At 40.2% G+C, this 24817-nt stretch carries 22 protein-coding genes; 6 read left to right on the top strand and 16 right to left on the bottom strand.

Annotated features, from left to right (window positions below; all coding sequences use genetic code 11):
- Positions 1-100 precede the first annotated feature (100 nt).
- Together ctaG and B4U37_RS22550 are read right to left on the bottom strand one after the other, a co-directional pair.
- A complete protein-coding gene (ctaG, locus tag B4U37_RS09280; protein WP_088018011.1) occupies positions 101-1009 on the bottom strand; it encodes a cytochrome c oxidase assembly factor CtaG in 909 nt (302 codons plus the stop codon).
- A 660-nt stretch (positions 1010-1669) separates the two neighbouring features.
- On the bottom strand, positions 1670-1804 hold the full coding sequence (locus B4U37_RS22550) for a hypothetical protein (RefSeq protein WP_281252780.1): 135 nt from the start codon (positions 1802-1804) through the stop codon (positions 1670-1672).
- Positions 1805-2038: 234 nt separating this feature from the next.
- Here B4U37_RS22550 and B4U37_RS09275 point away from each other — a divergent pair, with 234 nt between their 5' ends.
- The gene (locus tag B4U37_RS09275) at positions 2039-3205 is read left to right on the top strand and encodes an IS256 family transposase (protein ID WP_088016864.1); all 1167 of its coding nucleotides are present in this window, start codon (positions 2039-2041) and stop codon (positions 3203-3205) included.
- Between the two features lie 441 nt (positions 3206-3646).
- On the opposite strand, the gene ctaF is transcribed toward B4U37_RS09275, so the two are convergent.
- From ctaF to cyoE, 5 genes are all read right to left on the bottom strand, one after another.
- Positions 3647-3979 carry a cytochrome c oxidase subunit IVB gene (gene ctaF, locus B4U37_RS09270; RefSeq protein ID WP_010192999.1) on the bottom strand — a complete coding sequence of 111 codons (333 nt, stop codon included), beginning with the start codon at positions 3977-3979 and terminating at the stop codon, positions 3647-3649.
- Positions 3980-3985: 6 nt separating this feature from the next.
- Entirely contained in the window at positions 3986-4609 is a 624-nt protein-coding gene (locus tag B4U37_RS09265) for a cytochrome (ubi)quinol oxidase subunit III (protein ID WP_010193000.1), read from the bottom strand.
- Entirely contained in the window at positions 4609-6480 is a 1872-nt protein-coding gene (gene ctaD / locus B4U37_RS09260; RefSeq protein ID WP_088018010.1) for a cytochrome c oxidase subunit I, read from the bottom strand. Before ctaD ends, B4U37_RS09265 begins: the two co-directional genes overlap by 1 nt.
- Before the next feature lie 25 nt (positions 6481-6505).
- On the bottom strand, positions 6506-7567 hold the full coding sequence (gene coxB / locus B4U37_RS09255) for a cytochrome c oxidase subunit II (protein ID WP_088018009.1): 1062 nt from the start codon (positions 7565-7567) through the stop codon (positions 6506-6508).
- Between the two features lie 295 nt (positions 7568-7862).
- A complete protein-coding gene (gene cyoE / locus B4U37_RS09250; protein ID WP_088018007.1) occupies positions 7863-8804 on the bottom strand; it encodes a heme o synthase in 942 nt (313 codons plus the stop codon).
- A 491-nt stretch (positions 8805-9295) separates the two neighbouring features.
- Between cyoE and B4U37_RS09245 the strand changes: the two genes are divergently transcribed.
- Positions 9296-10234, top strand: a complete 939-nt coding sequence (locus B4U37_RS09245) for a COX15/CtaA family protein (RefSeq protein WP_157663756.1) — start codon at positions 9296-9298, stop codon at positions 10232-10234.
- Between the two features lie 42 nt (positions 10235-10276).
- Here B4U37_RS09245 and B4U37_RS09240 read toward each other — a convergent pair whose 3' ends face one another.
- The 4 genes from B4U37_RS09240 to glsA all read right to left on the bottom strand — a co-directional run bounded on the left by B4U37_RS09240 (position 10277) and on the right by glsA (position 17245).
- A complete protein-coding gene (locus B4U37_RS09240; RefSeq protein WP_088018004.1) occupies positions 10277-11698 on the bottom strand; it encodes a cryptochrome/photolyase family protein in 1422 nt (473 codons plus the stop codon).
- A 563-nt stretch (positions 11699-12261) separates the two neighbouring features.
- Positions 12262-15705, bottom strand: coding sequence for a pyruvate carboxylase (gene pyc / locus B4U37_RS09235; protein WP_088018002.1), 3444 nt, complete (start codon positions 15703-15705; stop codon positions 12262-12264).
- A 224-nt stretch (positions 15706-15929) separates the two neighbouring features.
- Complete coding sequence (locus tag B4U37_RS09230; protein WP_010192813.1) at positions 15930-16211, bottom strand: Fpa/YlaN family protein; 282 nt, start codon at positions 16209-16211, stop codon at positions 15930-15932.
- 104 nt (positions 16212-16315) lie between these two features.
- Complete coding sequence (gene glsA / locus B4U37_RS09225) at positions 16316-17245, bottom strand: glutaminase A (protein WP_088018000.1); 930 nt, start codon at positions 17243-17245, stop codon at positions 16316-16318.
- A gap of 113 nt (positions 17246-17358) precedes the next feature.
- Between glsA and B4U37_RS09220 the strand changes: the two genes are divergently transcribed.
- A complete protein-coding gene (locus tag B4U37_RS09220; protein WP_088017999.1) occupies positions 17359-17859 on the top strand; it encodes a hypothetical protein in 501 nt (166 codons plus the stop codon).
- 79 nt (positions 17860-17938) lie between these two features.
- On the opposite strand, the gene B4U37_RS09215 is transcribed toward B4U37_RS09220, so the two are convergent.
- Complete coding sequence (locus tag B4U37_RS09215; protein ID WP_088017997.1) at positions 17939-19267, bottom strand: PhoH family protein; 1329 nt, start codon at positions 19265-19267, stop codon at positions 17939-17941.
- Between the two features lie 227 nt (positions 19268-19494).
- On the opposite strand from B4U37_RS09215, the gene B4U37_RS09210 reads away from it, so the two are divergent.
- A complete protein-coding gene (locus tag B4U37_RS09210) occupies positions 19495-20124 on the top strand; it encodes a YhcN/YlaJ family sporulation lipoprotein (protein WP_088017996.1) in 630 nt (209 codons plus the stop codon).
- A gap of 728 nt (positions 20125-20852) precedes the next feature.
- Here the strand turns inward: B4U37_RS09210 and B4U37_RS09200 are convergent.
- Positions 20853-21311: a pyridoxamine 5'-phosphate oxidase family protein gene (locus B4U37_RS09200; RefSeq protein ID WP_088017994.1), complete on the bottom strand. Its 459-nt coding sequence runs from the start codon at positions 21309-21311 to the stop codon at positions 20853-20855.
- A 164-nt stretch (positions 21312-21475) separates the two neighbouring features.
- Between B4U37_RS09200 and B4U37_RS09195 the strand changes: the two genes are divergently transcribed.
- Together B4U37_RS09195 and B4U37_RS09190 are read left to right on the top strand one after the other, a co-directional pair.
- Positions 21476-21676 (top strand): YlaI family protein, encoded by a 201-nt coding sequence (locus B4U37_RS09195; protein ID WP_010192800.1) that lies wholly within the window; start codon positions 21476-21478, stop codon positions 21674-21676.
- A 3-nt stretch (positions 21677-21679) separates the two neighbouring features.
- Positions 21680-22111 (top strand): hypothetical protein, encoded by a 432-nt coding sequence (locus B4U37_RS09190; protein ID WP_088017993.1) that lies wholly within the window; start codon positions 21680-21682, stop codon positions 22109-22111.
- A 55-nt stretch (positions 22112-22166) separates the two neighbouring features.
- Here the strand turns inward: B4U37_RS09190 and B4U37_RS09185 are convergent, their stop codons facing one another.
- The 3 genes from B4U37_RS09185 to typA form a co-directional block, all read right to left on the bottom strand.
- Complete coding sequence (locus B4U37_RS09185) at positions 22167-22451, bottom strand: hypothetical protein (RefSeq protein WP_088017992.1); 285 nt, start codon at positions 22449-22451, stop codon at positions 22167-22169.
- Positions 22452-22462: 11 nt separating this feature from the next.
- Positions 22463-22777 carry a YlaH-like family protein gene (locus B4U37_RS09180; RefSeq protein ID WP_010192794.1) on the bottom strand — a complete coding sequence of 105 codons (315 nt, stop codon included), beginning with the start codon at positions 22775-22777 and terminating at the stop codon, positions 22463-22465.
- Between the two features lie 98 nt (positions 22778-22875).
- Complete coding sequence (gene typA / locus B4U37_RS09175; RefSeq protein ID WP_088017991.1) at positions 22876-24711, bottom strand: translational GTPase TypA; 1836 nt, start codon at positions 24709-24711, stop codon at positions 22876-22878.
- Between the last annotated feature and the right edge of the window lie 106 nt (positions 24712-24817).

The following is a 24817-nucleotide window of genomic DNA, read 5'->3' as shown; positions in this document are numbered from 1 at the left end:
AAACATTTCACGATCAATCAACATGATTATAAAATGTTCATTATTTTGTAATAATGCTACATAGAAAAACAGCAACCATATAGTGTTGCTGTTTTTTCCTTTACTCGACCATTTTGGGGTGCATGGCTTTGTTTAGGTCAATTTCGTCTTTTTCTCGTTCACGTTTTGCCCAGCCAAAGAATACATAGGCTAAAATACTGCCGTACATGATTTCTTGGATGATTTTCATGATAACACCGCCGAGTTGTTGATCTTCTACCAATGGTAAAGCATTGAACAACTCTGGTCCACCAAGATCAAGACCACTTAAGGTTCCTGCCGGTACACACAAGGCAAGTGCTGCCAACCATGCCGTCATTTCAGAATACGTTGAGTATAAAGGCTGATCTGCGAAAATAATCAAGGCACAAGCAGGTGTCAATAACATACCGTCCGCCATGATATAACCAATCTTCTTGATGCCCGATAGTCGTTGTTCTTCAGGAAGTGGATTAACCAGTGGCCACCACATGATAAACGCACCTAAGAACATAACAGATGTATAAGCTGTATGATATACCATATCAACCTTTATCGTATCAAATACGACTGGAATATGGTAAAGAGAGAACAATACGTTAAAAACGAATAATGCAATAAGAGGTTTTGAGAAAAAGCGGAACACCGGCTTTACTAACGGAAGATGTATGATTTTTCTAAGAACCCATGCAGGCATACCCATCAGTAAAATAGGCGGAATAACCAAGTATAATATCGCCATTTGCGTCATATGTGCACTTAACATCAAATGAGATAACAAATCAACTGGAGATCCTTTTACAAGGTAAAACAGTATCATACTGATGAGGAAAAATGTTCGTTGCTTATTTGATATTTCCTCAGAGTCCTTGAAGCGGTGTCTACCTTTACCTGTTATATACAAATATAATACTATGGTAAGAATGGTGAAAATTAATAAAAACGGACTCCATAAAGCTTGGAATCCAAACATATCCAAGTTGCCAATCATTATGCTGTCACCTCAATTTAATCGAGACTTAAATCTGTCTCACTATGCATAACCATATTATACTATACAAGACCAAGCTCGTTCAATGTGATACAAAAAGGATACCCCTGATTAACAGAAAGTGTCATGAATTAGACAATGTTCCTATTTTAAATGAACTATATGTGGTCGGTCTATCGCCGCTATTCCTTTCCGCGGGACGGTGCTTGAGCCTCCTCACAACGCTTTAAGGGTCTCAACCTACCGTTACTCCCCCGCTGGAGTCTCCGCCATTTGCTCCAATCCACTGCTATAAATTAGGTAAAAGAGGTGTAATCACTATTACAGGAAACTCAGGTAATTGCCTATTTATATATAGGATCTAATGTGAACGAATTAACCTTGTTGATTGGAGTGGAAGGCGCGCAGACGCCCGCGGGAGGAAGGGACAGGTGAGACCCCGCAGGCGAAGCCGAGGAGGCTCACGGACCGCCCGCAGGCAAGCGAAGCGCCTGGAACGGAAATCAACAGTACTATCCTTATACTAAAGAACAAAATCGCTAGCACGTCCTAAAACCACGTTCCAAAATCATAATCTCTTGGGACGTTTTCTCGGTTTTCGCATAGTTTTGAAATATTGACCTTGGCCGGATCTTCCCTTAGCGCTCCTATTTGATTATTTCAATAAAATCCTTTATCACTAAGGGCTTTAAATTGGCGATGAGGACTTCTCTCCTCCTGAATTCCCATCACTGAGGTTTCGTACGGGCGATGAGAACTTCTCTCCCCCTGATTTCCCGTAACTGATGTCTTCATACGAGCGATGAGAACTTCTCTCCCCCTGATTTCCCGTCACTGATGTCTTCATACGAGCGATGAGGACTTCTCTTCTCCTGAATTCCCATAACTGATGTCTTCATACGAGCGATGAGGTCTTCTCTCCCCCTGATTTCGATTAAGTCTATATAATTGTGTAAAAAGAAAGGCCATTATCAATGTCCGTGTTACAATGTGTTCGACGAAAAACAATCACACACGGAGGCAATGATAATGACCAACATTAATATTACTATAAATTTGGAACAACTTAAAGCCGAGGTAGAAAAAAGCTCTTTAGGATCCCCGGTAAAAGCATCTTTAGCCCTTGTATTGAATTCGCTTATGGAGAAAGAAAGGGACGAATATATTAATGCTCTCTCTCACGAGAGAACGGATGACCGCAGAGGATATCGGAATGGCTACTATGAACGAGAATTAATTACCGGCACTGGCTCACTCACATTAAAGGTTCCCCGAACTCGTGATGGTGAATTTTCAACTTCTGTATTCCAAAAGTATGAGCGATGCGAACAAGCTCTAATTCTTTCTATGATTGAGATGGTTGTAAATGGAGTCTCAACTCGTAAAGTTACCAAGATTGTAGAAGAACTGTGTGGAAAAGGTGTATCTAAATCACTAGTATCTAACCTCACTAAATCATTGGATCCAATAGTTAATGAGTGGAGAAACCGCCCACTAAACACCCTTTATTATCCATACATATATGTTGATGCCATGTATATTAAAGTTCGTGAGAACGATAGGGTTGTTTCAAAAGGAGTACTTATAGCTTGCGGTGTAAACGAAGAAGGACATAGAGAGATTATTGGGTTAAGGGTTACCCATGGGGAATCAGAAGAAAGTTGGTCTAATTTCTTTGATCACCTAAAATCAAGAGGGATACAATCACCTAAGATGGTGATTTCTGATGCACATGCAGGGTTAGTGGCTGCTATAAAAGAATCCTTTTTAGGAACCTCTTGGCAAAGGTGTTGTGTTCATTTTCTTAGGAATATAATGGACTCCTTTCCTAAGAAAAACTCTTCAGAAGCAAAAACAGAACTCAAGGAAATCTTTAGAACATCCAACATTAAATTGAGCCGAGAACTGAAGCGCGACTTTATTGAGAAGTATTACGAAGTAAAAGGGTTTACTAAGGTAATTGAAACGTTGGATGCTGGCTTTGAAGATGCAATGCAGTTTCATTCTCAAAAAGCTGAGCTTCACAAACACTTACGTACAACCAATATGCTAGAAAGAGTAAATAGGGAAATAAGGAGAAGAGAAAGGGTAATTCAAATTTTCCCGAACGATCAATCTGCAATACGTATAATTGGATCTGTACTGATGAAAATGGAGGAAGAATGGAGTAAGTCAAAGTATATACACCATATCTAAGTAAAATAGTTTTTTAATTCCCTAAACGGAATTATGTGAACTGTCACATTAATGTTTGTTAATAAAAAAGCGCTTACAGTGACTGGGCCATAAAAAGGGAAAATTTTACCCCCTAGGGGGTAAAGAATACACCCTAAACCTTTAAGAAGAACAAGACCTGAAAACATAACCCCATAACACATTTAGCATTAGATCTCATTGTAACTATTTTTACACATTAATATGGACTTGACTCTGATTTCCCGTAACTGATGTCTTCATACGAGCGATGAGGTCTTCTCTCCCCCTGATTTCCCGTAACTGATGTCTTCATACGAGCGATGAGGACTTCTCTTTTCCTGAATTCTCGTCATCGAGGTCCTCATTCCGGTGTCATCATCTATTTTATAATTTCCTAAAAAACAAAAAGACAGCCACTAAGGGCTGCCTTTTTGTTTTGTTTTACCACCAGATGATAGTAGTAAATGCCAAGATTGTAATTAATCCAACTGCCAATCCAGAATATAAGAATAATGCTGGAGTTTCATGCCCTTTATGGTTCATATGCATGAAATAGTAAAGTTGGAAAATACACTGTACGATTGCCATCAAGATGATGAACGGTACGATAAAGTACTTGGACATCTCTGCTCCTACTGCAAGGAATGCAAGTAGAGTAAGGAAAATCATCAATACGAAGGATACAACCTGGTATTTCATTTCTTCCTTATTCTTTTTGCGACGGAATTCTAAGTCTACTTTTGGGTTACCTGTATTTGATTGAGTATTTGCCATCAGTCATCACACCAATCCCATTAAATATACAACAGTAAAGATGAATAACCATACAACGTCGATAAAGTGCCAGTATAGAGATGCTACATAGAACTTAGGAGCATTGTATAGATCCAAACCACGTCTCATGTTACGGATTAAAAGAGTTCCAATCCAAAGTAAACCAAAGAATACGTGGGCACCGTGAGTACCAACTAATACGTAGAATGCAGAACCAAATGCACTACTAGTAATTGTATGGCCTAAATGGATATAATGATTGAACTCATAGATCTCTAAGATTAAGAAAGATAATCCAAGAAGCCATGTGATACCCATCCACAATTGCATCTTTTTGAAGTTGAAGTTTTTCATGTGGTACATTGCGTACACACTTGTTAAAGAACTTGTTAAAAGAATCATCGTAGCAGCAAAGACCAGTGCTAAATCAAATAATTCTTTTTGGTCCGGACCAGAAACAATAGAATCAGGTCCACTTAAAGCTAAATAAGTTGCAAACAATGAAGCAAAAAGTACGGTCTCTCCACCTAGGAAAAGCCAGAAGCCTAAAAACTTGTTTTTGCCTTCAAGGGTCGCCTTTTCAGGCGAAGCTGGGAAAGTTTCTGCTGTGAATTTTTCTTCTGTATGCATTATAGCTTCGCCCCCTTGTCATCATCTTCAGCAAGAAGATCTTCTTTATGAATATGATATCCATGATCGTCAATTATAGAACGGAAGAACATGGCACCAAATGTTACTAATAGACCAATGATCATCAATGGAAGACCCCATGAATAATCAGCTCTATACATAACACCAAATGCTGCGATAAATAAACCTAATGAAATAATGAACGGAAGAATAGAACCGTTTGGCATATGAATGTCTCCGATTGGTTCTGCAGGCGTCATGCCTTTTTTACCTTCCATCTTCTCAACCCATAACGGATCAAGTCCACGAACAAGTGGTGTTTGCGTAAAGTTGTGCTCTGGTGGTGGTGAAGGAATGGACCATTCTAATGTACGGCCATAGCCCCAAGCATCGCCAGCTACCGTCTGCTTGCTTAAAGCAGTCTTTACGATATTAATGAATAAGACAACTGTTGCAAGTGCCATGAAAATAGCACCAATGGAACTAACTAAGTTTCCAAGTTCCCAACCTAAATCCTTACCGAATGTGAATACACGACGTGGCATCCCCATTAGTCCAAGGAAATGTTGGATAAAGAATGTTAAATGGAAACCAATAAAGAATAACCAGAAAGTAATCTTTCCTAGAGTCTCATCTAGAATTTTACCGAAAATCTTCGGCCACCAGTAGTGAAGTCCAGCGAATAGACCAAACACTACCCCACCTACGATTACGTAGTGGAAGTGAGCTACTACAAAATAAGAATCGTGGTACTGATAGTCAGCTGCAGCTGAAGCTAGCATTACCCCTGTTACCCCACCAAGTACGAAAGTAGGAATAAATGCTACTGACCAAAGCATTGCTGTATTGATTTGTAACTGTCCGCCCCACATTGTGAACATCCAGTTAAAGATTTTAATACCAGTTGGTACGGCAATTGCCATAGTTGCCACCGCAAAGATTGCGTTCGCAATCGGTCCAAGACCTGTTGTGAACATATGGTGAGCCCATACCATGAATCCTAAGAAACCGATTAATACTGTTGCAAATACCATGGAAGAGTATCCGAACAGACGTTTCTTAGAGAAAGTAGAGAATACATCAGAGAAAATACCGAATGCCGGTAAGATTAAGATGTAAACTTCAGGATGTCCGAAAATCCAGAATAAATGCTCCCAGATTACTGTGTTACCACCGAGGTTCGGATCAAAGAAAGCTGTTCCGAATAGGCGGTCAAACATCATTAATGCCAACCCTACAGTTAATGGAGGGAAAGCAAAAAGAATTAAAGCAGATGCTACAAACGTAGACCATGTGAATAATGGCATACGCATATAAGTCATACCAGGTGCACGCATGTTGATGATTGTAACAAGGAAGTTAATACCACCAATTAGTGTACCAATACCCGATATTTGAAGTCCTAACGCATAAAAGTCAATCCCATGGCCATCAGATGCCATTGAAAGCGATGCATAAGAAGTCCAACCAGCATCAGGTGCTCCACCTAAGAACCAACTCATGTTCAGGAATACTCCTCCGAAGAAGAACAACCAAAAACCTAGTGCGTTGATGAATGGGAATGCAACGTCACGTGCACCGATTTGTAAAGGAACAGCTGCGTTCATAAACGCAAACAATAATGGCATAGCTGCCAGGAAAATCATTGTTGTTCCGTGCATAGTAAGTATTTCATTATAAAGGCCTGCAGCTAAAAAATCATTATTTGGTACTGCCAGCTGGATACGAATAAACATCGCTTCCAAGCCACCGACGATAAAGAAGAAACCGCCGGCAATAAGGTAAAGGATGGCGATTTTCTTATGGTCTACTGTTGTCAGGTAATCCCATACTGTTGCGCCAAAGCCTTTTTTCTGTGCTAACGTACTCACAATGTAACCTCCCTTTCTGTAAAATCTATTCTTCGTCCACTTTTAATGACATTAAATATTCAACAAGAGCGTCAACCTCTTCTTGATTTAAGTTACCGTAAGTATTTGTCATCAAGTTTGCTGGTTTAACTTCTTCAGGATTTTTCAACCATTTTTCCAGATTTGCTGGAGAATGGTCTAATATACCTGCAATTTTAGTACGGTCTCCGAAGTTTGTTAAGTTAGGTGCAACCCCAGCATCAGCTTGTGCATCTGCACCAACCGCGTGACATGTGATACAGCTTTGGTTGAAGATTTCTTCACCAGCTTGCGCAAGATCAGTATCTGCAGCATGCTCTTTGCCTTGCATGTTTTCAATCCACTGATCAAAATCTTCACGAGGCATGGTTTTCACTTTGAAATCCATCAATGCATGGGAAGGCCCACACAACTCGGCACATTTACCGTGGAATAGGTTTTCAGCTTGACCAACGCGCTCTGAATCGAAGTTCAACCAGAAACGGTTAACGTTGTCCGTGTTTGTATCCATTTTCCCTCCCGCAGAAGGAATCCAGAATGAGTGCTTTACTTGACTTGCTTCCAAGTTGAAGTAAACATTCTCATCTGTCGGTACGTAAAGGTCTTGACTTGTTACAACTCCATACTCTGGGTATTCAAACTCCCACCAGTACAAATGTGCAGTAACGTTTACTACAAGTGCATCAGACTCTTCCTTATCCATTTCGCTGACATCAGCTAGGTTGAAAGTGTAAGATACAGTTGGAACTGCTAAGATTAAAAGTAATAAAATCGGAATAACAGTCCAGGTGATTTCAAGCTTGTGGCTTCCTTCCACTTGCTTTGGAATTATTTCTTTATCGCCTTTACGCTGGCGGAATTTCACCACAACGTAAACGAAGATAATAGAAACCACAACTACTACAAGAATCATAATTGCTGAGCTTAACAAAATCAGTGATTTTTGCATATCTGCCACTTCACCTACTGGCTGAAGTGTAGATAAGAACGGTTTACCACAGCCTGCTAAGAATAGCGCCATTACACTGAAAAGTGATACTATACGCCAATTAGGTAGCCATTTCTTCATAGCCTAATCAAACCCCTCTTTCATATTTAGTGAGTGAAGTAGAATGTATTGATAAATTCCTTCAAAGCTTAGAGAAAGAATCTAATCACAAATTATAGAGCCAATCGGTTTTCACCATACCAGCTATACACTTTTTACCTCAAAAGGACAAATTTCGCACCCATTGTTTACTATACCACAGGTTATGTAATTTCACCCTTAAATTTTGAGGTGTTGTGCGTGAAAACAGACAGCTACCCTTTATAAGCAATAGCTGTCGTGCTCTCTTCTTGTTGTACAAATATATTCCTTGATCTTAAAAGATGGTCACGATGATCATGGAAACAAATAAGATAGTTAGATAATTTAATGAATAGACAAACATTAATGTTGCCCATTTCATTCCATCCTTCATCCTGAAACCGGCTATGCTCAGCGCAAGCCAGCCTAAATTCAACAGAGTCGCAAGTACGATTAATCCCGCTCCAAGGTCAAACAACCAAAAAGGTAGCGGCAATAAACAGGCAACCCATACAAGCATTTGTCTTCTTGTTATATCAAAGCCATGAACAACAGGAAGCATTGGAATGCCTGCATTTCGGTATTCCTCGCACCTTCGGATGGCGATGGCAAGGAAATGTGGTATTTGCCATACAAACATGATGAAAAATAATATCCAGGCAATCAACGATAGTCCCGGGTCAACTGCAGCCCATCCGATAAGCGGAGGCACCGCACCCGACACACTTCCTATTACAGTGTTAAGCGTATTTCTCCTTTTTGACCACATTGTATATAAAACCACATAGGTGAAAGCCCCGATAAGTCCGATTACAGCTGCTGTAATCGTTGTAAAAGCTAGGATGATGGTTCCTACTGCTGTAAGGAACAAACCAAGATAAAGCGCTCCTTTTGGATTCATTCTTCCGGTTACGGTAGGGCGGTTTTTGGTTCGAGACATGAGATGATCAATATCTCTGTCAATATAGTTATTTAAACTACAGGAACCTGCAACTACCAGTGAAGATCCTATCATAGTTAAAAGAACAATATCCAAATTAGCGATAAAACCATCTGTCTGGGTAAAATATATAGCTAACCAGAGGCCGGTAAACGTAGTGATGAAATTGGAATTTACAATTCCAATTTTAATTAGCGCTAAGAAGTCTTTCCATTTTGAAGGAGCAACTTCCATACCTTGAGGACGTTCATCTGATAATGAAGCAGGCGCTTGGTCCAAAGTCCTCAAATTTGCCATTTATATTCCTCCTTTGAACCTTAATGCAATCATTTGAAAGTACAAATGAGCATGTGAATGCGTTTTCACTACCACACTATAATACGGGTTTTATCCACATATCGAGCAACAAGTGCTTGGCAACATTCTCTCTGTATATTAAATCACATTTGCTAAATACTTTGTGAATTATATTTGAAGAAAATATGACTAATTTGTGTCACCTAGAGAGATTGCAACCCGTGCGTAATAAAACGGTATATAATAGGATTTGTCGAAGTTCTTCACTCTAATGAAGAAGCTAAATACAAACTTCCCTTATATATTACTAGCAAACTCCACCCCATTATTCAACCTTTTTCACGATAATAATTTCCTCCTTGTTAACTGCTTGAGGATATTGTCAATTACCGTAAGATTGTGTAGTATTGGGAGGACGTTTATTATTTTACCATTTCTGTTTCTTTTTTTATATAAGGGAGATACAAATTCTTTCTGAGAAGGTGAATCGAGTGTATAAATTGTTAAAATGGTTCGCCGTTTGCACGTCCATTGTCATGCTTTTTGTTCTGATCGGGGGAGCACTTGTTACAAAAACCGGTTCTGGAATGGGGTGTGGAAGATCTTGGCCCCTATGTCATGGCGAACTAATTCCAAGCAATATTGACTTTGCTCTAATTGTTGAGTTAAGTCACCGTATTGTTTCAGGATTAGCCGCTCTTATGGTTCTTACTCTAGCAGTTTGGGCTTGGAAAGCAATTGGCCATAAGCGAGAGACAAAATTTTTGGCCCTGTTATCCTTTATGGTATTAATCTTACAAGCTCTAATTGGAGCTGCTGCTGTTATGTGGGGACAATCATCTGCAGTACTGGCACTTCATTTTGGGATTTCCCTCATTTCATTTGCCTCCGTCTTCCTTCTTACACTGCTCATTTTTGAAGTAGATAAGAAGTTTGATGCTGAAACGCTGATAGTAGACCGACGGATGTCGTTTCACATTATCGGTATTATTGTTTACTGCTATCTGGTGGTATATAGTGGCGCATTAGTTAGACATGTTGGCGCAAGCTTAGCATGCCCAAGTTGGCCAAGCTGTACACGGAACGGACTGGGGATTCCCACCCAAATGCATGAATGGATTCAAATGGGACACCGAGCTGCGGCCGGACTAATTGTCGTGTGGATTGTATATGTCACGATTCTTGCTTTTAAGAAATACAAGCATCAGCCTGTTATAAAAATTGGCTGGATCATTTGCTCCATTCTAGTACTTTCCCAAGCTACAACCGGAGCATTAGTTGTGCTAACCAACTTAAATATCTTTGTAGCACTTTTACACGCTTTAATTATCTCTTGTTTATTTGGAGTATTGAGCTACTTCTTAATGCTAGTAACTAGAAATAAAACTAATCAGGTTAAACTAAGCAACCAAACAACTAAATCTATATAAAAAACGAGTGGGCTCACATTGCCCACTCGTTTTTTATAGTCCCTATAATTCCTTAAACATCTGAATTGCCTTTTTTCTTTGTAGAGCATGATCTACCACTGGTCGCGGATAATCTTTGCCAATCACACATCCTGCTTTCTCTTGTTCATGGTCATCCATTTTCCAAGGCTCATGAATGTTTTTTTCGGAAACTCCCACTAGCTCTGGAAGGTATTTTTTTATATACTCCCCTTTAGTATCGAATCTGATTGATTGTGTAATAGGATTGAAAACACGGAAATACGGCACTGCATCCGTCCCTACAGATGCTGCCCATTGCCAGCCTCCAATATTGGATGCTTCATCATAATCATGTAACATCTGTTCAAAATACCTCTCCCCCAATCTCCAATCCATCAAAAAATCTTTAGTGAGGAAGGAAGCGTTAATCATTCTAATTCGGTTATGCATCCACCCTTCTTCGGCCAATTGCCTCATTCCAGCATCTACAATGGGAAATCCGGTTTTTCCTTTTTTCCATAGATCTAATAGATCTTGATTATCATTCCATTTGAGCTTCTGATACTTATCATCGATTTCTTTTGTTTTACTCTCAGGGTAGTAATGAAAAATCATATTGTAAAAGTCTCGCCATGCCAGTTCTTTTATAAATGTATCCATTCCTGTACTATAAGATGTTTGTTGCTTTTCTTGAATATGGTACAAGACTGTCCTGGCTGAAATAGTTCCTGTCCTTAAATGGACAGATAACCTTGAAGTCGCTTCAGCTGAAGGGATGTCCCTAAACCGATCATATTCATCAATTTTCTTTTTCAAGAATAAGTTTAATACTTCCAATGCAGCTTCCTCATGCGGAATTAAATCTTGATCTGATACCTTAATAAGATTTGATAAAACATTTTGCCCCTTAGAATACAATGCATCATTTTTGATATTATCTATAGTCAGGTCTTCTTTTGTTAAGATATAAGGATCCCTTTTAGGCTGAGCCATCCACTTCTTAAAATAGGGAGTAAAAACTTTGTAGATGGAATTGTCTGGCTTTTTCACTTCATTAGCACCGTGGATAGTGTAGTCGATATAGGAAGAAACCCGAATTCCTCTTTTAATAAAGAACTTATCTACCTCTTTATCTCGCTTTTGACCAGCTCCCACTTCATCTTGGTTATAGTATAATGATGTCACTTCAGGGAAATGTTCCAAAATTCGATTGAACGCTTCTTGCCAAGTTCCCTCCACTAAATGAATATATATACCTTGCTTTTCACACCGTTTAATAAATCGATCCAACGCAGCAAAGAAAAAGCGGTGATTTGGTGTATCATTTGTGGTGAAAACCGGATCTAAATGGTATACAAGCAGTAAAGGCTCATTTCTATGTTGTGTTTCCTTTACCGCGTGGTATAAGGCAGCATTGTCCTGCAAACGAAAATCTCTGCGGAACCACATAATTGATAAAGTCATAAGTTAGTCACCTCAGACACCATTATAGGTACATAGTTAAATGAAAGAAAGTTTTGATGGGTTAAAATTCAAATACCATTAGAAAAAACGGGCAAAACCGACCGACCTTTTTAGTTATTTGGTTATGCTCCGCTGTTGATTTCCGCAAATGGCTTCGCTTTCCTAGGGGCTGACGAGAGCCTCCTTCGGCTTTGCCTGCGGGGTCTCCACCTAGCGCTATCTCCCTAAGGAGTCTTCGCCTTTTGCTCCAATCACCAGCTCTAGAATATTAGAACAAAACGTTATTGCTTTTACAGTTAACTCAGGTAAAAACCATACCTCGCTAGTAACTCTTAAGTCGAGTGAAGTCATCTTGTTGATTGGAGTGGAAGGCGCGAAGACGCCCGCGGGAGGAAGGGACAGGTGAGACCCCTGAAGCGTTGTGAGGAGGCTCACGGACCGCCCGCAGGCAAGCGAAGCGCCTGGAACGGAAATCAACAGTATTTTAAACTCTCTAATCCTTTAAAAAAAGAACCCAAGAATGATGTCTATCACTCTCAGGTTCTTTTCATAATAAATGTTATTTAAACTTTATCTACTTCAATCAATAAGTCTCCAGTTGCAATTCCCTCTCCAGCTGCCACATGAATTTGTTTCACTGTACCGCTGAATGGAGCTTGAACGGTCGTTTCCATTTTCATCGCTTCTGTGATCATCAAGTGATCTCCTTTGGAAACTTTCTCCCCTTTTTCCACCAATACCTTGATAACTGTTCCTGGCATGGTTGCACCGATATGTGTAGGGTTTGTGGCATCCATTTTAGGTTTTGTCACTACATCTGATTTAACACTTTCATCTTTAATGTTCACTTCACGAGGTTGTCCGTTTAATTCAAAGTACACAACCCTTGTTCCATCCTTCTGTGGTTCCCCAATGGAAACAAGTTTGACCATTAATGTCTTCCCTTGCTCAATTTCCACTTGAATTTCTTCTCCCAGCCTCATACCAAAGAAGAACGTCGGTGTATCCAATACAGATACATTTCCATATTGTTCATATTTCTTTTGGTAATCCAAGAACACTTTTGGATAAAGAGCATAAGCAATCATCTCATGGCTTGTTACTTGTCGATTCAATGTTTCAAATAATTTCTTGCGAATCTCTTCAAAGTCGACATCATCTAATAGCTCGCCTGGACGAACTGTAATAGGTGATTTTCCTTTTAGAATGACTCTTTGTAATTCTTCAGGGAATCCTCCATGAGGCTGACCTAAATATCCTTCGAACAATTCAATAACAGAATCAGGAAAATCGATCGTTTCTCCTTTTTCCAACACATCTTGTTCAGATAAGTTGTTTTGAACCATGAATAACGCCATATCTCCTACAACCTTAGAGGAAGGTGTTACTTTTACAATATCACCAAACATATCGTTTACGCGACGGTACATTTGTTTTACTTCTTCCCAACGAGCTCCAAGTCCTACTGCTTTTGCTTGTTGTTGAAGATTACTATATTGTCCTCCAGGCATTTCATGCATATATACCTCGGAGTGTGGGCTGTTCATGCCGCTTTCAAAATCACTGTAGTATTTACGTACATCCTCCCAGTAATGTGAAAGCTGTTCTAGAGCTTTTACAGATACATCCGGTTTGCGATCCGTTTCTTCAAGTGCATAATACAGGGAATTGGCACTTGGCTGAGAAGTCAGCCCTGCCATAGAACTAATGGCCACGTCTACAATATCAACGCCTGCTTCAATTGCTTTTGCATACATATAGATTCCATTCCCACTAGTATCATGTGTATGAAGGTGAATTGGAATGTCGACAGTTTCTTTCAACGTTGAAATTAAACGATAAGCTGATTGTGGCTTTAATAGCCCCGCCATATCCTTGATTGCAAGAATGTGAGCACCGCTTCTTTCCAGTTCTTTTGCCATATCACAATAATATTGCAAATCATATTTCGTTCTGCTTGGGTCATTAATATCCCCAGTGTAGCAGATTGCCGCCTCTGCCAGTTTTCCGGAGTCTCGGACCGCATCAATTGCCAAGGTCATCCCTTTGACCCAGTTCAAGCTATCAAAAATACGGAAGACATCAATTCCTGCATAAGCAGATTTCTCTACGAATTCTTTTATTAGGTTGTCTGGATAGTTTTTATATCCTACCGCGTTGGAAGCTCTAAGTAACATTTGGAAAAGAACATTTGGTGCCTGTTCGCGCAATGTCAATAGTCGATCCCAAGGATTTTCACTTAAGAATCTATATGCAACATCAAATGTTGCTCCGCCCCACATCTCCATGGAGAAAAGATTTGGCAGCAACTTGGCTGTTGGTTCTGCAATCTGTTTTAAATCATTTGTACGTAGTCGTGTGGCCAATAAGGACTGATGGGCATCTCTAAAGGTCGTGTCTGTTAATAACACTTCCTTCTGCTCTGTCACCCAATTGACTAACCCATCTGCTCCTCGCTCGTCCAATATTTGCTTGGTACCGCTTGGAACTTCCTCGATGTGGCTGACTTCCGGCATTCTAGGATTCGTGAAGATAGGTTTTTTCCTTTTTTCCACACCTGGGAAACCGTTTACTGTTACATTCCCAATATAGGTAAGCATTTTTGTTCCACGGTCTTTACGTTTTGGAAAGACAAAAAGTTCAGGCGTTGTATCAATAAAGGAAGTATCATATTGCCCGTTCATGAAATTCGGGTGCTTTACGACGTTTTCTAGGAACGGGATATTTGTTTTGATACCACGAATACGGAATTCCTTAAGATTTCGTTCCATTTTGGATGCTGCCTGTTCGAATGTTAATGCCCATGTAGAGAGTTTAACAAGCAATGAATCATAATAAGGTGTAATGACTGCTCCCTGGTAACCGTTTCCTGCATCCAGGCGGACACCAAATCCTCCACCAGAACGGTATGCCATAATCTTTCCAGTATCCGGCATGAATCCATTTAGCGGATCTTCCGTTGTTACACGGGACTGGATAGCAAACCCGTGAACTCTAATGTCTTCTTGCTTCGGAATACCAAGTTTGCTGCTATGTAAGGCATGTCCTTCTGCAATCATGATTTGGGACTGAACGATGTCCACACCAGTCACCATTTCAGTAATAGTATGCTCTACTTGAACTCGCGGATTTACTTCAATAAAGTAGAATTCATCTCCAGCAACTAGAAACTCCACTGTACCAGCATTAATATAATCCACATTTTCCATTAACTCTACTGCTGCGTTGCAAATTCGATCACGCAGATCATCAGTAAGAGAAACACTCGGGGCAATTTCCACCACTTTCTGGTGACGTCTTTGAATGGAACAATCACGTTCAAACAGGTGAATAATTTCTCCATGTTGATCACCAAGGATCTGTACTTCAATATGTTTTGGATTTTCAATTAGTTTTTCAACATACACATCATCGTTGCCAAAAGCTGCTTTTGCCTCTGATTTTGCACGATCAAACGACTCACGCAATTCGGATTTGCTTCGAACGATACGCATGCCACGCCCGCCGCCGCCAAGTGCCGCCTTGATCATCAATGGGTAGCCGTAAGTTGCAGCAAAGTCCATCACTTCATCTAATGAATGTACAGGACCATCTGTACCCGGAATGACAGGAATATTGGCAAGCTGAGCTTGTGTTCTCGCCTTCACCTTATCCCCGAACATATCCAAATGTTTAGATGTTGGCCCAATAAATATAATGCCTTCTTCTTCACATTTTCTAGCAAAATGAATGTTCTCCGATAGAAAACCATAACCAGGATGAATCGCATCTACATCATTTGCTTTTGCAATTTCAATGATGCCATCAATATCAAGGTATGCATCAATTGGTTTTTTACCTTCCCCTACAAGATATGCTTCATCTGCTTTATAGCGATGGAATGAGCCGATATCCTCATTTGAGTAAATAGCAACTGTGCGAATGTTCAGTTCTGTACAAGCTCGAAAAACACGAATTGCAATCTCGCCGCGGTTCGCAACAAGAACCTTGTTTATTTTTCTCGTCATATTGTCTCCCCCTAGTAGCTACTTCTCGCGTGGAAAAGTTTAGAATATTTTATCAATTATAAAAGCCATTATACATTATTTTTCGATAACTTTCCTCTTTTTCGATGTAATCCTTACTAATTATGTAGAAAAAATGAGATTAATGCTGATTTTTCCTCTGTTCTAAGTCAAATGTAATAAAAACGCTCAATCAGCAACTATCGCATGATTGAGCGTTATTAGTATTAATTTCTTTCCCATGCTTCGTATAGTGCGGAAAGTTCTTTTTCCAATTTAGAAAGGATGTCTTTCCCTTCTTTTTCGGAAATTAAGCCAAGGCGAACCGCAAAATCCATTTCTCGAGAAAGCCCGAACATCTGCGTGTCCAACACTTCTTCATATAATGGACATTGAGGCATGGTCAAGTTGTCCATTTGGACTTGAATCAGCTTCAAAATTTTATCTGAATCAGCTTTTAAAAGCGTAATAGCTTTATCACGATGATCGACCACGATATCTGATGCCAATATCGATCCCTCCGTTTACGTACAATTGCCTATCTTATCTATAAATTTTATCGTTATTTTTAAAAAATTGCAAGGAGGATCCGCGCATTTACTATAACTCAATATTAAAACATGCTTAAATCATATTTATCCTGTAGTAATTCTAGTAATTTTAGGCCAGTATGGCTGTTCCCCACTTCATTTAATGGAGGGCCGAATATTCCTATCCCCATCCGTCCTGGCACAGAACCCATAATTCCCCCTGATACACCGCTTTTTGCCGGAATACCAATTTTTATGGCAAATTCGCCTGATGCATTGTACATTCCACAGGTAACCATGAATGTTTTACAAATACGAGCAACTTCCTTTGGCATCACACGTTCGTTCGTCAATGGATTAATACCATCCATTGCAAAAACAGCACCCATCCGTGCCAATTGAAGACAATTCAGTCTTATAGCGCAATGTTTCGTATATACTTCCATAATCTCTTCTACATTCCCGTGTATTACTCCGTCACCCTTCATATAAAAACAGAGAGACCTGTTTAGAAAAGATGTAGTAAATTCCGAGATGGCGACTTCCTCACAATAATCGATGTTAGGTTCATTTGTAAGCTTCCTGACAAAATCTAATATATATTCTACTTTGTCTTCGGCATTACTGCCCTTCATCATGGAAGTGACGGCAAGTGCGCCAGCATTTATCATTGGGTTGAGTGGCTTGGCTTTTGAGGATGTCTCTAATTTAATAATCGAGTTGAATGGGTCACCCGTTGGCTCCATCCCTACTCTATGAAAAACATGTTCAGGTCCATAATCCATGAGAACAAGTGCAAGGTTGATAATTTTTGAAATGCTTTGCAGCGTAAATCGCCTCTTTATATCCCCTGCTGATACACAGTTACCATTTGGGTAAACAATGGCACATGACAAATGCTCCGGGTTTTCCTTTTGTAATGCAGGTATGTAGTTTGCCACTTTTCCTTCATTTGCTACCTTCCTTGCCTCTTCCACTAATGACTTTAAAACATCCTCACTTTTACATGCCAATTGCGACACCCCTTAATATCCGACGTGAATCTACCAATAGATTCCCCGATTACATGACAAAAAAACATACAAGTTATATAATAATGAAAAGGATTACAATTTAGGGGGACAACATGGAAAATATCATCAGAATAGAAGGAAAAGTTAATTTCTCGATTACACTCGATCCAGGTGTCTGGATTTTCGACGATCGCAGAATTGATTTGGATACATATTTCACAGAACAAAAACGCGAGAAAACAGATGAGCTTGAGGAATATACAAAAGCAGTTTCGAAACATTGGGAGCGTGAGATCAGAGAAGGTGCCATTTACCCACCAACTTTGAAATCAGAACGTAAATTCGAAAAAGAAAAACTGTTGAATGGTACATTTGGCATTAAATTCGGTCCATTCTTGCACAATGCAGAACCACAACCCGACTCCACTAAAGTGGTATTTGTAGGAGCAGATGCGGAACTTGAGGTTGACATCCCTACTGCACAGGAAATCATTCTTGCTTTTTCTAAAAACGGCAAACCACTAAAAGAAAACGGACCTGTCCACATTTATTTTGAGGATGGCTCCAATCATTCAGAACCTCTTACAGGAGTACATAAAATCATCGTAAAATAAAAGGGACTCCCCAAAAGTACCGCCGTGACAAAAGTTACGGCGGTACTTTTTTTGTGGAAATCAACAGCTGGTCTATGCTTTATAGCAAGTCTGCAGCAAGCTTTGCAAGCATCGAACGTTCCCCTTTGACAAGCTTCACATGACCAGCTAACTTCTGATCCTTAAACCGCTCCACCACATAAGTCAAACCATTATTGTACTCATCCAGGTAAGGATGATCAATTTGCTCCGGATCACCCATCAGAACAATTTTACTCCGCTCCCCTACCCTCGTTAAAATGGTTTTCACCTCATGCTTTGTAAGGTTCTGCGCTTCATCAATAATAATGAACTGCTCCGGAATACTTCTACCCCTTATATAGGTCAATGCTTCCACTTCAATAGACCCCATCCCAGCAAGAATAGCGTCAAGTTCTCCCGGTTTTTTTGTATTGAATAAATATTCCAGATTGTCATAGATCGGTTGCATCCACGGTCTTAGCTTCTCCTCTTTTTCACCTGGAAGGAAGCCGATATCTTTACCAACAGGTACAATTGGACGTGCCACTAGCAGTTTTTTATAACGGTTCAAGTCCTCTGTCTGCATAAGTCCTGCAGCTAACGCCAGGAGAGTTTTCCCCGTTCCTGCCTTACCCGTCAGCGTAACAAGTGGAATATCCGACCGTAAAAGCATTTCAAACGCCATCGTTTGTTGTACATTACGCGGCCTAATTCCCCATATATGATCTTGATCAAAAACGAGTTTTTTCACTTTCTTCCCGGTCGAGTCAATAATACCAACGGCTGAAGCCGAACCGCCCAATGCATCTTTCATAATCACAAACTGATTGGCATAAAACGGGTGATTCGCTAATTCTGCGGCACTGATTTCCCCTTTTACATAAAAAGCGTTAAGAGTATCTGTCGGAACATAAATCTCGAGGAATCCTTTGTAAATATGATCCACTTCCACGACACGGTCATTTAAAAAGTCCTCAGAAATCAACCCTATTGCATCGGCCTTCACGCGTACTAATGCATCCTTACTCACCAATATGACGGTCCGCCCAGCCTCTTTTGTCTGCTCTTCCAATGAAAGATTTTTCGCGACTGCAAGAATCCTATTATCATTTGTCTTCTCCACGAAAATTTCCTGCAGCTGATGGAAACTTCTATGGTTCAGTTCAATCCGAAGCGCTCCACCATTATGCAGAGGTATTTTTTCATGAAGCTTTCCTGTAGCTCTTAAGGAATCAATTAATTTGGAAACTTGTCTGGCATTCCTTCCTATTTCATCCATATATCTTTTTTTCGAATCCACTTCTTCCAATACCACCGCAGGAATAACCACCTCATTATCTGCAAATGAATAGATTGCATATGGATCCTGTAACAGTACGTTCGTATCTAATACATAAATTTTACCCAACCTGCCGCCTCCTACTCTCAGCCCTTCTATTGTCTTTCTGGAGTGAATCAAGGCATCCTCCCATACATTATATGGCCCCAATACAATTAGTGTGTTACTACTTGACCATAAAAGAGGGACGGACCGTTGTTAAAATATATGTCGGAATGAATAAAGATAGAAGAACAAATAAACAATAAAATCAAGACAGATGAAAATGGAATCATCCGAAAGAAGGAGTGAAATAGGTGAAAAGATATTTATTAGTGACCGCAATCGTAACATTGTCTCTTACAGGTTGTATGAACAATCAACCAAGAAATATCTCAAGCGAGAATGAAAACTCTCGTATTATTCATGTAAAAGATTCTGCAGATGTGCAGGTGGATAGAAAAACAGGGCAGGAAGTTTCCGCTCATCTGGTGGAACTTGCTACAAGAGTTCCAAATGTAAATGATGCAACTGCTGTTGTGCTTGGTCCATACGCGGTGGTAGGGATTGATGTAAACTCTGACCTAGACCGTGAAAGAGTAAGCACCATTAAATATTCTGTGGCAGAGAGTTTGAAGAATGACCCATATGGGGCTACGGCTATCATCCTTGCAGATGCAGACTCCTTTGTTCGCTTGCAGGAAATGGGACGAGACATTCAAAACGGACGACCTGTAACAGGTGTGATGGAAGAGTTGGCGGAGATTGTTGGAAGGGTAATGCCTGAAATTCCGATTGATCTAAAAGAACCGGTAGCTCCTAACCCAACGGAGCAAAATAACTCGAAACTTCCAAAAGATCAGGAAAAACAACTGGAACAGAAACAACAGAATCAATCCAATAACCAAAAAGACGAAAAACGATACAAGGAAGTAAAACAGGACTAGAGATTTGCTAAAATTACGTTGTTAGCTGTCCCGACGTGGATTAACTTCCACTTCGGGGCAGTTTTTTATGCACTGCAGGCACTGCGGGTGAGGGGATATCAAGAAAAAAAACAATATATCAATAAATTTCCGGATATATCAAGAATTCTGGAGATATATCAAGAATTTTTGTGATATATCAAGAAAAAACAGATTATATCAAGAAATCGACTCGGTCCAACAATATTACCCTCGCCCCCTCCCACTTCAAGAAAAACCGGCCGAAGGAAGCCCGGTCACTACTATCATAAACCACAAGGGTATTGGGTTATCGCAGCTGTTCCTTTCCGCAAATGGCCTTCGCTTTCCGCGGGACGGTGCTTGAGCCTCCTCGCTGCGCTGTGGGGGGTCTCAAGCTACCGTTACTCCCCCGCTCCCCGCTGGAGACTCCACCATTTGCTCCAATCCACAGCTAAAATTACGTAAAATATACATAGGTGCTTATTCAGTTCTCTCGGTTAGATACCATTTCATAAACCCTTCGATGAATGAAGCCACCTTCTTGAATGGAGTGGAAGGCGCGCAGACGCCCGCGGGGGAAGGGACAGGTGAGACCCAGGAAGGCGAACCCGAGGAAGCTCACGGACCGCCCGCAGGCAAGCGAAGCCCCTGGAACGGAAATCAACCGGAATTTATACTTACTTTCATCAAAAAAACCAGGCATACACCTGGTTCCCCAATCACTGCTCTTAGCTATACCTACGGACCGCCGTCATTACCTGATGGTCTAATTTCTTAGCAGCTTCTACATCATAGGTCTTCTCGAATTTCGGCTCTACACTTATTTTCGCTCCATAAAACATGACATCCCTTACTACTTTTACATCAAGATGCAACAACGCCAATTTTAATGGGACATTATCCATTCTCTCTACTTTAACAGTTGCTTCCGTATGAATGGAGTAAACCGAATCATTGGCCATCAGGTTAACCACTAATTCGCTATTATGGGACACATTCTTCACAATGCGAGACTCCGCATTAACAGCAAGTAAAATAGTCTTCTCATTTGGAGCAAATAGCCAGGAGATTGCACTCACATTCGGACCACCTGTTTCATAATCCACAGTACTGATTGTCACAAGAGTTTCTTTTTGCAATGCTTCTATAAGTGGTTCTACAAGAACATTTTCTACAAGGTTAGGCATGGTCCATCCCCCTACAATATTTTTATTAATCTTACCATATCACCATTTCCATAGAAAGAAACAGCACCATTATGTTATACATTCAACACCCCTGTTAGCAATTAATTCTTAATTTTCACCCTTTATGCTATACTAATGAGTAAGATTGAATAAAGAGGTGTGCCATGAGAGTCAAGTGTGTAATTTGTGATAAAATTGAAAGCATCGATGACGAAACGTTAGTTGCGAAAAGGCTTCGCAACCGACCAATTCATACATATATGTGCGACGAATGCAGTGAAAGAATTGAAAAAAGAACCAACGAGAGAAAAGCTACAGGGAATTTTAAGCTATATGAACAAAAACAAAATCAGGATGAGTGGTAGAACTTGATACGAAGAGGCGCTTTTACTGGTTTGATAAGCGGGATCTTGATGGGTTTGTTTATTAAAGCCCTTGAAATCCTCTCGGGAAAAAAGATATATGTGCTTTTATTGAATGTCGATTTTATCCCAGGTTTAAATAATGCAAACCTATCCGAACTGGCCGAATTCTCCCTTCACTTGATTGTTGCTGTGCTAATCGGTATTATGTTTTCTTATATTGTGGAGCATTTCCACTTATTTGATAAAAGAAGACAATACCTGCTCGCTATAGGTATCACTTTTCCTACTATTCTTTTATATTTTCCATTGACGATACTGGCTATAAAAGAAACCCCGGCACCAACGGATGTAATTGCGATACTATTATGGTCGATCGGGCACTTGGCCTTTGCTGTATTTCTCCCTATATTTTATAAAAATAAGCAAAAAGGATAGATCCCTCGGAAGTGACAATCATAATCACTCAAGAAGGAGCTATCCTTTTTCTATTTTATTCATAATTATGGTACTTATCAGGCTCGTTTTGAATTTGTTCGAGCATCACGTCGATTAATTCAATTGGAAATCTTACTTTGTGCCGTTCTTCGTCCTTTTCATATTCCACGTAATACATTGGCTCCTCTTTAGATACTACAATGTTTGAGAGTTTATGATCTTCTAAGAGAATTCCTTCAAACAACTTCATTGTATCGTGCGCGGATTTATCTTCCGGTCTTGCTTCTGCTACCACCTTAATGGTCAGCCAATTATAAAGCGTGTCTTGTAAAGACCTCATCTACTGACCCCCTATGATTCTGTGCTTTCCGCTTGCTTTGAACGGTGAAGTCGAATCTTATAGATAATCAATATTAAAGCTGCCACTACCAAACCTTCTCCAACAGGAAGAAAGATTCCAAGAAACGTAAGCACTGTGCTTCCTAAAGCAAGGAAGGTATAAATAACCACTGACTTTAAAACAGGCAGCTTCAATGCGAATCCAAGCTTATAAACTAAAATGGACAATCCTAAAATGGTAAAATACAAAAGCCACATTCCTAGATCAGGACTTTCATCCACACGGAATAGACTAGCAAAAAAGGATAACCTTTGTGTTACATCCATTGCCTTTTCCCCATTTCTAACAGTTTTAGATAGAGATTTAGAAAAAGGGATGACAAAGGTCCTCTTTCAAGCACCCCTGCATCCCCATTTCTAATTTTTTATGCTTCAGCGAACTTTTTCTTTTTCGCTGCTCTTTCACGTTCGTTTTTATCAAGAAGCTTTTTACGTAAACGGATGGATTGTGGAGTAATTTCACAGTACTCATCGTCGTTCAAGTATTCTAAAGACTCCTCTAATGTCATAAGGCGAGGCTTTTTCATACTAACTGTTTGATCTTTAGTCGCAGAACGCACGTTAGTAGCCTGCTTCATCTTACAAACGTTAACAACAAGGTCGTTCTCACGGTTATGCTCTCCAACGATCATTCCTTCGTAAACCTCTGTTCCAGGCTCAACGAAGATAACGCCGCGGTCTTCAATACCCATGATACCATAAGTAGATGCTTTGCCTGATTCCATAGAAACAAGAACACCTTGGCGACGTCCACCTACTTGACCTGCTGCCATTGGCTGGTAGCTGTCAAATGTGTGGTTGATGATTCCGTATCCGCGAGTAAGGGAAAGGAATTCAGTTGTATAACCGATCAATCCACGAGAAGGTACCATGAAAATCAAACGAACTTGACCATTACCATTATTGATCATGTCAACCATTTCACCTTTACGAGCTCCAATGGATTCCATGATTGCACCAGTGTAATCTTCAGGTACGTCAATTTGCACACGCTCAACCGGCTCGGATTTCTTACCATCGATATTTCTGATGATTACTTCAGGTTTAGACACTTGAAGCTCGAAACCTTCACGGCGCATATTCTCAATAAGAATGGATAAATGAAGCTCTCCACGCCCTGAAACAACCCACGCATCCGGAGAATCGGTTGGATCTACACGCAAGCTTACATCAGTCTCCAACTGTGCATTCAAACGCTCTTCAATTTTACGAGAAGTAACAAATTTACCTTCTTTACCTGCAAACGGACTGTTGTTTACCAAGAAAGTCATTTGAAGAGTTGGCTCGTCAATACGAAGAACAGGAAGTGCATCTTGTTGATCAACCGGACAAACTGTTTCTCCTACGTTGATGTCTTCCATTCCGGAAACTGCTACAAGGTCCCCAGCTTTTGCTTCTTCAATTTCCACACGCTTAAGACCGATGAAACCAAATAGCTTGCTTACACGGAATTGTTTTACAGAACCATCAAGCTTCATTAGAGCAACTTGTTGGCCAACTTTCATCGTCCCACGGAAGATACGTCCAACCCCGATACGACCTACATAGTCATTGTAGTCAAGAAGCGCTACTTGGAATTGAAGCGGCTCGGCACTGTTATCAACTGGAGCTGGGATGTGTTCAACTATGGACTCATAGATCGCTTCCATGTTTTCATCTTGTTTTTCAGGATTTGTACTAGCTGTACCGTTGATCGCAGATGCATATACAACTGGGAATTCAAGTTGTTCTTCGTTTGCACCTAACTCGATGAACAAGTCAATTACTTCGTCAACAACTTCAGTTGGACGAGCAAAGTCACGGTCAATTTTGTTAACAACTACGATTGGTGTCAGGTTCTGCTCTAACGCTTTTTTCAATACAAAGCGCGTCTGAGGCATACAGCCTTCATAAGCATCTACTACTAAAAGTACACCATCAACCATTTTCATAATACGTTCCACTTCTCCACCAAAGTCGGCATGTCCAGGTGTGTCCATGATGTTAATGCGCGTATCTTTATAGTTTATTGCCGTATTTTTAGCTAATATAGTAATCCCACGTTCTCTTTCTAAATCATTGGAGTCCATGGCACGTTCTGCTACCTGCTCGTTCGTTCTAAACGTCCCAGCTTGATGTAGCAATTTGTCCACTAACGTTGTTTTACCATGGTCTACGTGAGCGATAATTGCGATGTTTCTAATATCATTGCGGATGTTCACTATTTCATCTCCCTAATTTTACAACTTAACAACTTTAGTATTATACCACAAACATGGTAGAAAAGAGAAAGAGACTTATGTAAAATATATGTTATATGTAATTAGC

It is taken from the genome of Sutcliffiella horikoshii (assembly GCF_002157855.1).
GTDB classification, from domain to species: Bacteria; Bacillota; Bacilli; order Bacillales; family Bacillaceae_I; genus Sutcliffiella_A; species Sutcliffiella_A horikoshii_C.
Note: the sequence above shows the minus strand (reverse complement) of the source record. Positions and strands in the feature narration are given on the sequence as shown.

Coding starts and splice junctions, on each gene's coding strand:
- cyoE (WP_088018007.1), bottom strand. CDS start 8,804: ATGGCAAATTTGAGGACTTTGGACCAAGCGCCTGCTTCATTATCAGAT.
- B4U37_RS09180 (WP_010192794.1), bottom strand. CDS start 22,777: ATGGATGTAACACAAAGGTTATCCTTTTTTGCTAGTCTATTCCGTGTG.
- B4U37_RS09275 (WP_088016864.1), top strand. CDS start 2,039: ATGACCAACATTAATATTACTATAAATTTGGAACAACTTAAAGCCGAG.
- B4U37_RS09200 (WP_088017994.1), bottom strand. CDS start 21,311: ATGCCTAACCTTGTAGAAAATGTTCTTGTAGAACCACTTATAGAAGCA.
- pyc (WP_088018002.1), bottom strand. CDS start 15,705: ATGACGAGAAAAATAAACAAGGTTCTTGTTGCGAACCGCGGCGAGATT.
- B4U37_RS09240 (WP_088018004.1), bottom strand. CDS start 11,698: ATGACTTTATCAATTATGTGGTTCCGCAGAGATTTTCGTTTGCAGGAC.
- coxB (WP_088018009.1), bottom strand. CDS start 7,567: ATGAAGAAATGGCTACCTAATTGGCGTATAGTATCACTTTTCAGTGTA.
- B4U37_RS09195 (WP_010192800.1), top strand. CDS start 21,476: ATGAGAGTCAAGTGTGTAATTTGTGATAAAATTGAAAGCATCGATGAC.
- ctaF (WP_010192999.1), bottom strand. CDS start 3,979: ATGGCAAATACTCAATCAAATACAGGTAACCCAAAAGTAGACTTAGAA.
- B4U37_RS09185 (WP_088017992.1), bottom strand. CDS start 22,451: ATGAGGTCTTTACAAGACACGCTTTATAATTGGCTGACCATTAAGGTG.
- B4U37_RS09265 (WP_010193000.1), bottom strand. CDS start 4,609: ATGCATACAGAAGAAAAATTCACAGCAGAAACTTTCCCAGCTTCGCCT.
- B4U37_RS22550 (WP_281252780.1), bottom strand. CDS start 1,804: ATGAAGACATCAGTTACGGGAAATCAGGGGGAGAGAAGTTCTCATCGC.
- ctaG (WP_088018011.1), bottom strand. CDS start 1,009: ATGATTGGCAACTTGGATATGTTTGGATTCCAAGCTTTATGGAGTCCG.
- B4U37_RS09220 (WP_088017999.1), top strand. CDS start 17,359: ATGGAAAATATCATCAGAATAGAAGGAAAAGTTAATTTCTCGATTACA.